This window comes from Thermobaculum sp. T2p, from assembly GCF_059335935.1.
Map to the genome: position 1 here is coordinate 1 of NZ_JANZYQ010000004.1, position 13,027 is coordinate 13,027.

Annotated in this window: 12 protein-coding genes and 1 pseudogene; 3 read left to right on the forward strand and 10 right to left on the reverse strand. The window is 48.6% G+C overall.

Annotation, left to right across the window (positions count from 1 at the left end):
• The 7 genes and pseudogenes from N2245_RS01430 to pdhA form a co-directional block, all read right to left on the reverse strand.
• A pseudogene (locus N2245_RS01430) lies at window positions 1-211 on the reverse strand (lipoyl synthase); the annotation flags it as partial.
• A 12-nt stretch (window positions 212-223) separates the two neighbouring features.
• Complete coding sequence (locus N2245_RS01435; protein WP_494534955.1) at window positions 224-1,486, reverse strand: dihydrolipoamide acetyltransferase family protein; 1,263 nt, start codon at window positions 1,484-1,486, stop codon at window positions 224-226.
• A 32-nt stretch (window positions 1,487-1,518) separates the two neighbouring features.
• A complete protein-coding gene (locus N2245_RS01440; protein ID WP_494534956.1) occupies window positions 1,519-2,505 on the reverse strand; it encodes an alpha-ketoacid dehydrogenase subunit beta in 987 nt (328 codons plus the stop codon).
• On the reverse strand, window positions 2,506-3,540 hold the full coding sequence (locus tag N2245_RS01445; RefSeq protein ID WP_494534957.1) for a thiamine pyrophosphate-dependent dehydrogenase E1 component subunit alpha: 1,035 nt from the start codon (window positions 3,538-3,540) through the stop codon (window positions 2,506-2,508).
• Between the two features lie 51 nt (window positions 3,541-3,591).
• Window positions 3,592-4,836, reverse strand: a complete 1,245-nt coding sequence (locus N2245_RS01450; RefSeq protein ID WP_494534958.1) for a dihydrolipoamide acetyltransferase family protein — start codon at window positions 4,834-4,836, stop codon at window positions 3,592-3,594.
• 32 nt (window positions 4,837-4,868) lie between these two features.
• Window positions 4,869-5,843 (reverse strand): pyruvate dehydrogenase complex E1 component subunit beta, encoded by a 975-nt coding sequence (locus N2245_RS01455; protein ID WP_494534959.1) that lies wholly within the window; start codon window positions 5,841-5,843, stop codon window positions 4,869-4,871.
• Window positions 5,844-6,824 (reverse strand): pyruvate dehydrogenase (acetyl-transferring) E1 component subunit alpha, encoded by a 981-nt coding sequence (gene pdhA, locus N2245_RS01460; RefSeq protein ID WP_494534960.1) that lies wholly within the window; start codon window positions 6,822-6,824, stop codon window positions 5,844-5,846.
• Window positions 6,825-7,156: 332 nt separating this feature from the next.
• Between pdhA and alaS the strand changes: the two genes are divergently transcribed.
• Together alaS and ruvX are read left to right on the forward strand one after the other, a co-directional pair.
• A complete protein-coding gene (gene alaS, locus N2245_RS01465) occupies window positions 7,157-9,796 on the forward strand; it encodes an alanine--tRNA ligase (RefSeq protein ID WP_494534961.1) in 2,640 nt (879 codons plus the stop codon).
• Between the two features lie 17 nt (window positions 9,797-9,813).
• A complete protein-coding gene (ruvX, locus tag N2245_RS01470) occupies window positions 9,814-10,254 on the forward strand; it encodes a Holliday junction resolvase RuvX (protein WP_494534962.1) in 441 nt (146 codons plus the stop codon).
• On the opposite strand, the gene N2245_RS01475 is transcribed toward ruvX, so the two are convergent.
• On the reverse strand, window positions 10,251-11,186 hold the full coding sequence (locus N2245_RS01475; RefSeq protein WP_494534963.1) for a P1 family peptidase: 936 nt from the start codon (window positions 11,184-11,186) through the stop codon (window positions 10,251-10,253). The genes ruvX and N2245_RS01475 overlap by 4 nt on opposite strands.
• Before the next feature lie 10 nt (window positions 11,187-11,196).
• The gene (gene ruvA, locus N2245_RS01480; protein WP_494534964.1) at window positions 11,197-11,775 is read right to left on the reverse strand and encodes a Holliday junction branch migration protein RuvA; all 579 of its coding nucleotides are present in this window, start codon (window positions 11,773-11,775) and stop codon (window positions 11,197-11,199) included.
• A 111-nt stretch (window positions 11,776-11,886) separates the two neighbouring features.
• Here ruvA and N2245_RS01485 point away from each other — a divergent pair, with 111 nt between their 5' ends.
• Window positions 11,887-12,378: a deoxyuridine 5'-triphosphate nucleotidohydrolase gene (locus N2245_RS01485; RefSeq protein WP_494534965.1), complete on the forward strand. Its 492-nt coding sequence runs from the start codon at window positions 11,887-11,889 to the stop codon at window positions 12,376-12,378.
• A 34-nt stretch (window positions 12,379-12,412) separates the two neighbouring features.
• Here the strand turns inward: N2245_RS01485 and dcd are convergent, their stop codons facing one another.
• Window positions 12,413-13,015 carry a dCTP deaminase gene (dcd, locus tag N2245_RS01490; RefSeq protein WP_012874041.1) on the reverse strand — a complete coding sequence of 201 codons (603 nt, stop codon included), beginning with the start codon at window positions 13,013-13,015 and terminating at the stop codon, window positions 12,413-12,415.
• Between the last annotated feature and the right edge of the window lie 12 nt (window positions 13,016-13,027).

Below are 13,027 nucleotides of genomic sequence, written 5' to 3' on the forward strand. Positions count from 1 at the left end.
GGATCATGAAGGTGGCTGTGCGCCTCTCCCAGCAGTCCCCTATGTTGGGACAGTGCGCCTCCTCGCACACCGTGTGCAAACCCAACCCCCTCATCAACCCCTTGAGCTCCTGGTAGTTGGGGCCGCTGGGTATCTTGGCCTTGATCCAGCTGGGCTTGGGCAGCTCATAGGCAGGACTACCATCGCTCATGTGCTCTACGTCCGGCTTCATGCTAAACCTCCACTATCTGTAGCCAATCCCTGATTTGTCAGGGTCGAATGTTTCCAATTTCCTTTTTACGCTTTGCAGAAACCTAGCTGCCTGTAGGCCATCTAGGATTCTGTGATCGAATGATAGGCACATATACATCATGGAACGTATTGCTATAGCGTCGTTAATGACTACTGGACGCTTGATTATGGCCTCCATGGTCAGTATAGCAGCCTGAGGCTGCACTATAATTGGAGTCGATATTATCGTGCCAAATGTCCCAGGGTTGTTTACAGTGAACGTACCACCCTGGACGTCCTCGGGAGATAGTTTACCTGCCCTAGCTTTATTAGACAACTCGTAGATAGTCCTTGCTAGACCAACGATATTTCTCTCGTCAGCTTGCTTGATCACCGGTACCAGCAGACCATCTTCTAAAGCCACAGCTATGCCTATGTTTATCTGCTTGTGTAGTACTATGCCCTCGTTGCTCCAGGAAGAGTTGAGTATTGGATGCTCTCTTAGGCTTTGTGCCACGGCAGAAACAACAAAGGGTAAATAAGTTATAGGTATGCCTTCGTGTTTTTGGAAAGCGTCTTTAATACTTTCTCTATATCGTACGATGTTGGTCATATCTACCTCTATGACTGCCGTGACATGCGGGGCCGTATAGACGCTTTGTACCATGTGATCAGCTATAGCTCGCCTCATGTGAGTCAGGGGTACAATCTCATCCCCTGGAAGCATATGCAATGGTTTGAATGCAGTCTCCTGAGGCCTGTAAGCTACGGCCTTAGCGGCTTCAGGTTCATGCGTCTTGATGCTTTCCAGGGTATTTATATAGGACTCGACATCTTTCTTAGTAACCCTGCCCCCTAATCCAGATCCCTTGATCTTTGAAAGATCAAGCTTATATTCCTCAGCAAGCCTTCTTACAGCTGGAGAATACCTATGAGGCTTACCCTTCTCCCTACTTAGATGAGCAGTCAGGGTATCCTGCTGTTGGGGCAATTCGTCAGGCTCAGAGCGAATGCTAGCTGCAGCTGCTTCTGGCTTCGTTTCGGATATGATTTCTACTTCGGCTATCTCTGTGCCTACTGGCACAGTTTGACCCTCAGGAACCAATATCTTGACTATTTTGCCTGTGATTGGCGAGGGGTAATCGGCGCTGACCTTGTCAGTAATAACCTCAAGAAGGGGTTCATACTCCTGAACGGTTTCACCCTCCTTCTTGAACCACTTACCGATAGTACCTTCTACGACGCTTTCCCCTAGCTGTGGCATGGTGATACGCATACTGACTCCTCATATATAGGCAAGCTAGTGGTTTAGTACTTGGCAAGGTTACGAATAGCCTCCGCTATTTTATAGGTGTTTGGTAAGAATGCTTCTTCGAGGGTGCTAGCAAACGGAATAGCAGGCACATCTGGTCCTGCTAAGCGGGTGATGGGGCCGTCCATATACTCGAATCCTTCTGAAGCTATAATTGCCGCTATCTCGGCCCCGAAACCACCAGTAATGTTATCTTCGTGGACTATAAGAGCCTTACCTGTCTTGGCTACAGAGTTCAAGATAGTCTCTTTATCCAGAGGGGATAAAGTCCTCAGATCGACCACCTCTGCTTCTATGCCCTCGTTCGAGAGTAGGTTAGCAGCTTCCAGTGATTGATGAACCATGAGCCCGTATGCAAATACGCTCACGTCATTCCCTTGACGCACGATTTTTGCTTTGCCTATAGGCACTTTGAATCGATCCCCCTCAGGTACCTCTCCCTTTATCAACCTGTAGGTCTTTTTGTGTTCTAGAAATAACACGGGATCTGGGTCATCTATTGAGCTACGGAGCAATCCTGCTACGTCGTATGGAGTGCTTGGAGCAACGACTTTTAGACCTGGAACATGAGTGAAAAAGGACTCTACGCTCTGAGAATGATAGAGTGCTCCGTGAATACCCCCACCCCAAGGGCAACGTATAACCATCTGTACATTCCATGCGCCATTAGATCTGTAACGTATGCGAGCAGCTTCGTTTACTATCTGGTCAAAAGCTGGGTGTATGAAGTCTGCGAACTGTATTTCCGGAATGGGGAGTAAACCATTTAGGGCTGCTCCAATTGCCGTACCTATGATGGCCGATTCTGCCAGGGGGGTATCGATCACTCGCCATTCCCCAAACCTTTCTTGTAAGCCTTTCGTGGCTCCGAATACTCCACCAGCCAGACCGACATCTTCACCAAGGATTATGATTCTTTCATCACGCTCCATCTCCTCAAACAAGGTGTCTCTAATAGTCTGTATGACGGTTTTGGTCGCCATTCATTTTGCCTCCTCAGCAAACACATGTCTAAGTAGTGATGATGGAGATGGAGGGGAGGCTTGCTCTGCAAATCTAGTAGCATCGTCTACGATCGACAACGCCTCGCTCTTTACCTGACTTTCGAATTCTTCGGACCATATGCCCTGGGCCTGCATGTAGGTTCGTAGCCTTTCGATAGGTCCCTTTCTCTTCCATTCCTCAACTTCTACCTTGGTTCTGTATCGGCTCTCATCATCATCTGAGGAATGGGGTACTATCCTATAAGTTTTACATTCTATAAGTGTTGGCCCTTCACCAGCCCTTGCTCTTTCGACAGCAGCCTTCATGGCTTTGTATACGTCCAACACGTCATTGCCATCAGTTACTACTCCTGGAAAGCCATATGCACAAGCTTTGTCTGCCACGTTGGGAACAGCCATCTGCTTGTTTTGAGGTACGGAGATAGCGTAATGGTTGTTCTCACATATGAATATGACAGGGGCCTTTATCACGCCTGCAAAGTTGAGCCCTTCATGGAAATCACCTTTGCTGCTTGCTGCCTCTCCGAACCATACAGCGGTGACGACATCTTCGTTCTTGATCTTGGATGCCAGTGCTATGCCCACGGCATGGGGTATCTGGGTGGCGATAGGGCTTGATCCTGTGACTATCTTTAGCGGTTTGTAGCTGTAATGACCCGGCATCTGTCTGCCTCCGCTAGCTGGGTCATCAGCTCGCGCAAATAGGGACAGCATGATCTCTCTCGGCGTTACACCAGCATACAGGCAGACTGTCAGGTCACGGTAGTATGGGACAAAAAAGTCCACGCCAGGCCTTAGAGCGTAAGCTGTCCCTATCTGGGCTCCTTCCTGCCCCTGCCCGGATATAACGAAGTGTACCTTGCCTTGCCTGTTTAGTATCCACATGCGCTCATCGAGTGTGCGCGCAAGCACCATGAGGCGGTACATCTTCTTCAAGTCTTCGGCGGTTAGCCCAAGTTCTGTGTGGCGGTCCTGGGAATTAGTTGCGGAGATTTTATCCTGGGTGGTTGCCATTATATTTACCTCCAAACATGCTACCCACCCATCACCGGTTTATCATATTCCTTAGAAGGCCAGCAGCAGAGGATTTTCTAGGAACTTCCTCAACTCGTTGAGAAACTCTGCTGCGTCGGCTCCGTACAGAACACGATGATCTGCTGAGAGGGTTACCCTCATACGATTACCTATAACTATCTGTCCATCCTGCACAACCGGTTTCTGGGTGATTGCCCCAACTGCAAGAATCGCAGCCTCAGGTTGGTTAACTACGGCTTGAAACTCCTCAACACCATACATTCCCAGATTAGATACGGTGAATGTTCCTCCAGACAGATCCTGGGGGCTGAGTTTATTCTCTCTTGCTTTGCCGATCAAGGCCCTAGTTTCAGCAGCTATCTGCCTGAGGTTCTTCTTGTCAGCATCTCTTATTACAGGGACATACAGAGCCCCTTTAGTAGCTACGGCAAAGCCCACATTTACTTGTTCGTTATACTTTATACCTCCATCAACATAAGAGGCATTAGCTAACGGATAGTTGCGCAGCGCCAAGCCACAGGCCTTTATGACCATATCGTTGAAGCTTACAGGTGGCTCACCTAACTGATTGATCTCCTGTCGCAAAGCTATAGCCTTAGACATGTCTAATTCAATGGTGATGTAGATGTGTGGTACCTGAGTCTTGCTTTGCACCATCCTCTGAGCAATGATGCTCTGGATGCGAGTAAAGGGCTCTACTCTGCTGGGTGGTACTGCCTCTGCGGCGGCAGGTGTTTCTTCAACTTTGGGCACCTGAGTCCTTGATGCAGCTGCTTTCTCTACATCTTCTCTCTTGATCCTACCGTTAGGGCCTGTACCTTTGACGGTGGCAAGGTCTATACCTAGTTCCTGTGCGATACGTCGAGCAAGAGGTGAAGCCTTTATACGGCTTTGAGGAGCAGCAGTCCCAGCCTCTTCACGCGGAGCAATCGGAATCGAGCTTTCAGCTGGCTGAGGAGTTTGCTCCTGCACAGGCTCTTGGGGTTTAGCTTCATGCTTTGGTTCTTCTGTAGTGGGCGCCTCAGAAGGAGCTGGTGCCTCTGATGGTGAGCGAATGATTGCTATTGGCTCTCCTACAGGTACAGTTTGACCTTCCTGGACGAGTATCTTCTCAATTACTCCATCCTGAAAGGCCTCAAGCTCCATGTTAGCTTTATCGGTCTGTATCTCGGCTATTGCCTCACCTTTTTTGAAGGAGTCACCTTCTTTCTTGAGCCACTTACCTACGGTGCCTTCCTCCATGGTATCGCTAAGTCTAGGCATCGTTAGGTTCATATCAGCAATTCACTCCTGATCTCAAATATACTTTACTCGAGTACTTCTCTGACTCTCGCAACTATCTTGTCTACTGATGGCATGGCAGCTCTCTCCAGGGGTTTAGCATAGGGCATCGGCACCTCTGCTCCACCAACTCTTAGTACCGGAGCGTCTAAATAGTCAAAAGCCTGCTCCATTAGTCTGCTAGCTACTTCTGCCCCCACGCCAAAGCTCAGCCATCCTTCCTCGACTGTGACTGCTCTATTGGTCTTCTTCACGGATTCTATTACCGTCTCCATGTCGAGGGGTCTTAAGGATCTAAGGTCTACTACCTCTACGCTCACACCCTCTTTCTCAAGCTGTTGCGCTGCTTGCAAGCACCAGTTCACGGCTCTTGAGTGGGAGATAAGAGTTACGTCTGTGCCTTCACGCTTTACGTCAGCCTTGCCTAGAGGTACAGTATATTCTCCCTCAGGAACTTCGCCCCTGGTGTTATAGAGAGCTAGGTTTTCCAGGAAGAAGACAGGGTCCGGGTCTCTTATAGCTGTCTTGAGCATCCCCTTTGCATCAGCGGGACTCGATGGAGCCATGACCTTTAACCCTGGTGTGTGAGCAAACCATACTTCGAAACTCTGTGAGTGCTGGGCAGTCAGCTGCTGGCCTGCACCACCTGGAGCACGTATAACCATTGGTACAGATACTTCGCCACCGAACATGTAGCGTATCTTGGCTGCGTGGTTGATGACTTGATCCATGGCCACAAGGATAAAGTTTATGGTCATGAACTCCACTACTGGCCTCAGACCAAGCATCGCGGCCCCTATACCAGCCCCTAGGAAGCCTGTTTCTGATATGGGAGCGTCTCTGACTCTCTTGGGTCCGAACTGAGCTAAAAGCCCTTGAGTTACTCTATATGCTCCTTCAAACTTCCCAACGTCTTCTCCTATGATGAAGACATTGGGATCGCGTTCCATCTCCTCTCTGAGAGCTTCGTTGAGCGCTTCGCGATAGGTCTTGACAGCCAATTACTCACCGTCCTCTGTATATACGTATTTGTAAAGATCACTGATCTCAGGGTCAGGACTTTCTATAGCGAACTTGGTTGCCTCTTCTATTTCCTGTTCAACTTCGGACTCTATCTTGGCCTTAAGCTCGCTATCGAGAACACCCATCTCCTCGAGCCTACGAGCAGTCAAATGTATTGGATCTCTTTGCATCCACTGCTTGACCTCTTCCTGTGTTCTATATCTGCCAGCATCGGCCATGGAGTGACCTCTAAACCTATAGGTTATAGCCTCAAGAAACATCGGTTCGCGGGACTCTCTTACCTTCTCTACCATGCGCTGGGTGACCTCGCGTACTGCGAAGAGGTCCATGCCGTCTACCTTCTCAGCTGGCATATTATAAGCACATGCTTTCATCCACATCTCAGGAACTGCGGAGTCCTCATCAACACGTGCACCCATGGCGTACTGGTTATTGACGCAGAAGAATAACACTGGCAGATGATACACCTTAGCCAAGTTGAGCGCCTCATGGAATGCTCCTATATTGGTTGCACCCTCACCAAAGAGGCACATGACGATACTATCCTCACCTTTATATTCAATCGCCATGGCAGCACCCACAGCTAAGGGTAAGTGTCCACCTACAATACCGTACCCTCCGTAGAGTCTATGCTTTTTGTCAAATAGGTGCATAGACCCCCCACGACCTTTGGACAGTCCTGTAACCTTACCACATAGCTCGGCCATGACTGCCTTAGGATCGCTACCAAGAGTCAACGCATGTCCGTGCTCTCGGTAATAGGTGAAGACGTAATCATCTTCTCTTATTGAGGTCAGAGCGCCAACTACTGTAGCCTCTTCTCCCACATTGAGATGACAGTAGCCACCTATATAAGCTTGTGTGTAGAGTTGGGCCGCTCTTTCCTCGAAGTGTCGTATGAGGAGCATCTTACGATATAGCTCGAGGAGTTGCTCTTTGTTTTCTGTTCGTGTTTCCATTTTGGCCAAAGCTCGCTCCTAATATGCACCGTGCAACAAGTGCCGGACAAGTATATTCCTAACTTTTATACACGTCAATGTTAGCATGTACCCTAAGTATTACACGAGACCACAATTTTTAAACCGTTAGAACAAATCATATAATAACATGTCTTGTTGCTCTATAATTTTAGAGCCTATTGTAAGTATGCTTTGTGCTATTTCCAAGTCCATATTACCAGTGTTGATTACAGGAGTGAGTTACAGTTTACGTAAGCCTATCGATTTGTATTATTTCTGCCATACTTATACAGGGATTACAAAGGGGTTTGTTTGAGAGGATTCCAAAAAGGATGAAGAGTAGCGAAATTAGATCCAAGTTCCTTGAATTCTTTGAAGCTCATGGCCATACTGTCGTACCTAGCTCTTCGCTAGTTCCGGCCAAAGATCCCACATTGCTGTTTACCAACTCTGGAATGGTGCAGTTTAAGGATGTCTTTTTAGGCAGGGAGTCGCGATCTTATACCAGAGCTACCACTGCCCAAAAATGTATGCGGGCGGGTGGCAAGCATAATGATCTGGAGAATGTTGGCCCTAGTGCCAGGCATCTGACTTTTTTTGAGATGCTAGGCAACTTTAGTTTTGGGGACTACTTCAAACGCGAGGCTATTGGTTACGCTTGGGAATTTGTTACTCAGGTGCTGGGGCTTGAACCTTCTAGGCTTTGGGCCACGGTGCACTACACAGATGATGAAGCTGCGTCCTTATGGCAGGAAGTAGCTGGGCTCCCTGAGAGCAGAATAATAAGGATGGGAGATGAGGATAATTTCTGGCAGATGGCGGATGTCGGTCCTTGTGGGCCGAATTCCGAGATATTCTATGATCGCGGTCCAGAAAAGGGATGCGGAGATCCAAACTGTACTCCCGCACATGATTGCGGAAGGTTTTGGGAGTTTTGGAACCTGGTCTTTATGCAGTACTACCAGGATGAGTCAGGAAACAGGACTCCACTACCTAAGAAGAATATAGACACAGGCCTAGGCTTGGAGCGCACCTCAGCAATCATGCAAGGTGTTGACTCTATATTCGAGACAGACCTCTTTGTACCTATTATGGATGAGGTCCAGCGAATAGCTGGACACACTGATGAGGATCGTCTAAGGGAGATAGTTGCTTATAGAGTTATTGCCGACCATAGTAGATCCCTTGCGTTTTTGATAGCAGATGGAGTTACTCCAGGTAACGAGGGGAGATCCTACGTCCTGCGAAGGATTATCAGAAGGGCAATCCGTTTTGGTAGACGGATTGGCATTGAAGGACATTTCCTTAGCGAGACCGCTAGAGTAGTAGTCGACATAATGGGGCATCATTATACTGAGCTTGAAGACCAATGGAGTTTCATTGATAAGGTTACAAGGGCAGAAGAAGAGCATTTCTCTAGGACTTTAGCCAGGGGGGTTGCTCAACTTGACGATTTGATCGATAAGCTGTCGGCAAGTGGTCAGAAGGAGATTCCTGGAGGGGAGGCGTTTCGTCTTTATGATACGTATGGCTTCCCACTGGACCTTACTCTGGAGCTTGCCAGGGATCGTGGGTTCTTAGTTGATATCGAGGGATTCAAACGTGCCATGGAGAGGCAGCGAGCTCAGAGTAGGGCTGCAAGTACCTTCACTGCAAAGATGCCTGCTGCTTATGCTGCTCTGAGCGGTGAACCTACGCAATTTACCGGCTATACCACTCTAGAGGATACTGGCAGGGTTGTGGCCATTATCCGAGAGGGTGAGATCGTTGATAAGGTTGAAGAGGGGCAAGAAGCTGAGATACTCCTCGACAGGACACCTTTTTATGCCGAAGCTGGTGGTCAAGTGGGGGATACTGGCGTTATAACAGGTCCGGAGGGTGATTTCCATGTATTGGATACTCAGAGACCTGTCAATGGCTATATCCTGCATAGGGGTAGAGTACTACATGGTTCCATCAGTGTGGGGCAGAATGTTGATCTGGTGGTAGAAGCTAGACGACGCCAGGATATCATGAGAAACCATACCGCAACGCATATCCTGCACAAGACCTTGAGAGATGTGCTAGGTCCCCATGCTCGCCAGGCAGGTTCGCTAGTGGCACCAGATAGATTACGATTTGACTTTACACATCCTTCGCAGCTATCACATGAGGAGTTCTTCGAAATCGAGAGAATAATCAACGATGTTAGCCAGGATGATAGAAAAGTCTATGCACAGGAGAGACCTTATACCGAGGCAATAGCTTCTGGTGCTATGGCTCTGTTTGGAGAGAAATATGGAGATATAGTGAGGGTTGTAAGTATAGAGGATTATGGTAGCGAGCTTTGTGGTGGCACGCATGTGCATCATACTGGGGAGATAGGTCCGATATACCTCACCAGCGAGGGGAGTATAGCTAGCGGGGTAAGAAGAATTGAGGCTGTTACTGGTAGAGGAGCAATTAGGTATGCTCGAGAAAGAATGGAGCTGCTGGATCGCTTAGGATCCAAGCTAAAAGTTCCCACTTCTGAGATAGAGAGGCAGGTTGCTTTGCTCCAAGAAAGACTTAGAGAGCAGGAGAGACAGATAGAACAGCTTAGAAGACGGATTGCTGCTGGTGAGATAGATCAGATGCTGCGCAACGTTCGTCAGGTCGATGGTACCAAGTTGTTAGTGGCTCAGACGAGCCTCGATAGCCGGGAAGCCATGTCTGACCTCGCCGATAGACTTAAAGATCGACTAAGATCCGGAGTGGTGGTGGTGGGCTCTGTTCTTCAGGGCAAGCCTAGTATAGTCGCTGTAGTTACCCCGGACCTGGTCCAGAAGGGCGTGCATGCTGGCAAGCTCGTCAAGGAGATATCTGCTCTTGTGGGTGGAGGCGGAGGTGGGCGACCCGATAGGGCCGAGGCTGGAGGTCGTTTCCCTGAGAAGCTTGAGGAGGCTCTTGGCTCTGTTGATGAGGTGCTAGCAAGGCAGCTTGAAGGTAAGTAAGAGACACAATGGTTATTATGGGAATAGATCCTGGCAGGAAGAGAATAGGAATAGCCTTGAGCGATCCTACAGGTTTGTTGGCCACGGCCTATAAGGTTATTCACAGGACCACTTCCGTTAGAGATCTGGAAGAGATCAGACGCATAGCTGAGCGTGAGAATGTGGAGAAGATAGTAGTAGGACTGCCTCTGCACATGTCAGGGTACGAGGGTGAGGAGGCAGTCCGCGCTAGGGAGCTGGCAAAGCAGATAGAGAATGCTACGGGGTTACCAGTTGAGCTTGTAGATGAGCGTTTGACCTCGGTAGAGGCTGAGAGAAGGCTATTAGAGTCGCGACGCAAACCTGGTAGGTCGAGTAGAAAGAAACTTGCTATCGATGCTGAGGCTGCTGCGGTCCTGTTGCAGGACTATTTGGATCAGGAAAGATTGCGCCAGAGAGCACTCGATTCGAGCCTCTAATAATGATTTACTTTTACTGCGTCCAGGATTGCCCTCTCTACGGCTCTTATAGCTCCAGCACCTAAAGCTATCATTTGATCTGTAGTAACTACCTGGTTATCTGTAGTTGTGGATAGAGCAAAAACCACGTCTCCATCTACCAGTGTATGTGCAGGGCGAATAGCCCTTGCTAGACCATCATGTGATATAGAGGCTAGCCTGTTTGCTTGCTCCTTAGATAGAGGTGCGTCTGTGGCAACTACGACTAGAGTAGTGTTTTGCCCTTCATTTAGTGCGCTTGGTGTTCCCCTTAGAAGTACTTCCTCTGTACTTATGAATTTCCCCGTTAAAGGGTCTTTTGGCCCTGCTATTATCTCTCCACTATTAGGATCAACCACATCTCCCAGAGCATTAACCACTACTAGTGCACCTACGCGGAAGCCTTCTACCTGCTCACTTGCTGACCCTAACCCCCCTTCAGTGCAGTTCTTGGGACCAAGGATCTTCCCTACGGTGGCGCCGGTTCCAGCCCCTACTCTACCTCTGCTCATTGCCTCGCTTGTAGCTTCCCGACAGGCTTGGTATGCCATCTCGGAGTGAGGCCAGCCTACTCTACCTACATTTAGATCATAGATAGCAGCTGCTGGAACTATTGGGACTCTGGCTGCTGGAGTATCAAAACCAATACCTCTCTCCCATAGGAAACGCATTACGCCGCTTGCTGAATCCAATCCAAAAGCACTTCCACCTGTCAGGAGGATTGCATGTACTTTGCTGACTAGATTACCTGGTCTGCATAGATCTGTTTCTCTCGTAGCTGGAGCAGCTCCCCTAACATCTACCCCTACAGTAGCTCCCTGCTTGCACAGCACCACTGTGCAGCCGGTACGAATAATTTGGTCCTCAGTGCTACCAACTTCAATACCCGCTACATCTAGTATGCTGTCTTGCATCAGGCTCCTCCTAAGGAGTGCTGAAATAGGAGAGCGCTAGCCTAAGCTTCTCCTCCATGGGAAGCTCTTTATCTGTAGGAAGACTACGGACAGCTGCTTGTGCCTCTCCAAGTGTGTAGCCAAGCGCTAAGAGCGCAGAAACCAGCTCCTCATCTTTGTGCCCGATTATCTGGACCGCCTTACCGGAAGGTTCCACTTTGCCCTTCAGCTCTAGAATTATCCTTGCAGCTAGTTTCTTGCCTATTCTTGGTATGAGTGAGAAGAATTGCGCGTTCTCCTGAGCAATAGCCGTCTGTATCTCTTCGACACTTGCCGATGATAGTATATTTAGGGCATGGTTAGGGCCCACTCCAGTTACCGATATGAGCAGCTCAAACAATCCTAGCTGTTCTCTAGTGGAGAAGCCGTAAAGTGTTAAGGCGTCTTCTCTAACCATCAGGTATGTATGCAGGTACACTTCATCACCGATCTCCCCAATCTCTCTAACCGTCGAGGATGGCGTGAATACCCTCAGGCCAACACCTCCGACCTGTACGATCAACCCATCGTTCAGCTTGTATTCTATATGTCCCTTGATTGATGCGATCATGCCCTCTTGCTTTGCAATATCATAATAAATGTTTTCGTTATCACGAGTTTAGCTGATTATGTATGCCCAATGAGGTATTTTATCTTGAATAAATAGTAGTGGAGCTATGATATGTCTGAGGAAGTGGATATCAACGCAGCAGACTTTATCAGGGATTATATAGACCTTGAGGAACAGACGCAGCCCAACGGTGTAGAACTTACACTTGCTTGGGTAGAGCGTTTTCTGGAAGCTGGCAAACTGGCATTTGATAATAGCGAGAGAGTCTTGCCACGGACTGAGAGGCTTGAGTTTGACCCAGAAGGTTGGATATGGCTACCACATGGCTCCTACAAGATTGGTTTCAATGAGCTAGTGACTATTCCCGAGGATAGGTTTGCTATTGCTAGGCCTAGATCCAGCCTTCTGAGGATGGGAGTGTCGGTTGGAACTGCCCTATGGGATTCGGGTTTTAGGGGAAAGGGCGAAGCTATGCTCTGTGTACATAATCCACACGGGTTTTGGGTACGTAAGGATGCTCGCATAGTGCAGTTAGTATTCTTCAAACTACCTACCAGAGCACACAAGCTGTACGAAGGGCAATACAAAGATCGCACGTGGTAGCAATCATATTGCTACCACGTGCTTCACGAGCACCCTAGCTTTCCCCTACTTTTATCTCACCTCTTCTGAGGAATTCTACGTCGTTCTTGATCCTGCTTGGAGTAGGTTCTCTCTGCCCCTGATACTTGCTGCCTCTTAGTGGACCGTATGGACGAGCTACAGGCCCTGTATGCATAAGAGTGAGTTGGCATATTCTAATACCAGCTCTTAGGGCAACTGGTATCTTCCCGATATTGCTGATCTCAAGAGTTATGTTACCCTCAAAACCTGGGTCTATGAATCCAGCCGTAGAATGTACAACTACACCCAATCTACCGAGGCTACTTCTACCTTCAAGCCTCCCAACTAAATCAGGGGGTATTTTTACGTATTCCATCGTAGATCCCAGTACAAATGCGCCTGGGTGCAATATGAATGGTTTGTCTTCCAGTCGCACAATCTGAGATATCGAATCAAGATCTATGTCTTCGGTCGGATCTATAACTGCCTGTTGCGCATAGTTGTAGACCCTAAAGGTGTTGCCAAGCCGCAGATCAACCGAAGCTGGTTGGACCTGTATGTCTATGTCAACCGGTGGGTCAAAGGACACCCATCCAGTCTTTATCGCGTCTATGATCATCGTGTCAGATAAAATCATATTGCTGCTCCT

Coding starts and splice junctions, on each gene's coding strand:
- N2245_RS01440 (WP_494534956.1), bottom strand. CDS start 2,505: ATGGCGACCAAAACCGTCATACAGACTATTAGAGACACCTTGTTTGAG.
- dcd (WP_012874041.1), bottom strand. CDS start 13,015: ATGATTTTATCTGACACGATGATCATAGACGCGATAAAGACTGGATGG.
- N2245_RS01475 (WP_494534963.1), bottom strand. CDS start 11,186: ATGCAAGACAGCATACTAGATGTAGCGGGTATTGAAGTTGGTAGCACT.
- N2245_RS01435 (WP_494534955.1), bottom strand. CDS start 1,486: ATGCGTATCACCATGCCACAGCTAGGGGAAAGCGTCGTAGAAGGTACT.
- ruvX (WP_494534962.1), top strand. CDS start 9,814: ATGGGAATAGATCCTGGCAGGAAGAGAATAGGAATAGCCTTGAGCGAT.
- alaS (WP_494534961.1), top strand. CDS start 7,157: ATGAAGAGTAGCGAAATTAGATCCAAGTTCCTTGAATTCTTTGAAGCT.
- N2245_RS01485 (WP_494534965.1), top strand. CDS start 11,887: ATGTCTGAGGAAGTGGATATCAACGCAGCAGACTTTATCAGGGATTAT.
- N2245_RS01450 (WP_494534958.1), bottom strand. CDS start 4,836: ATGAACCTAACGATGCCTAGACTTAGCGATACCATGGAGGAAGGCACC.
- pdhA (WP_494534960.1), bottom strand. CDS start 6,824: ATGGAAACACGAACAGAAAACAAAGAGCAACTCCTCGAGCTATATCGT.
- ruvA (WP_494534964.1), bottom strand. CDS start 11,775: ATGATCGCATCAATCAAGGGACATATAGAATACAAGCTGAACGATGGG.
- N2245_RS01445 (WP_494534957.1), bottom strand. CDS start 3,540: ATGGCAACCACCCAGGATAAAATCTCCGCAACTAATTCCCAGGACCGC.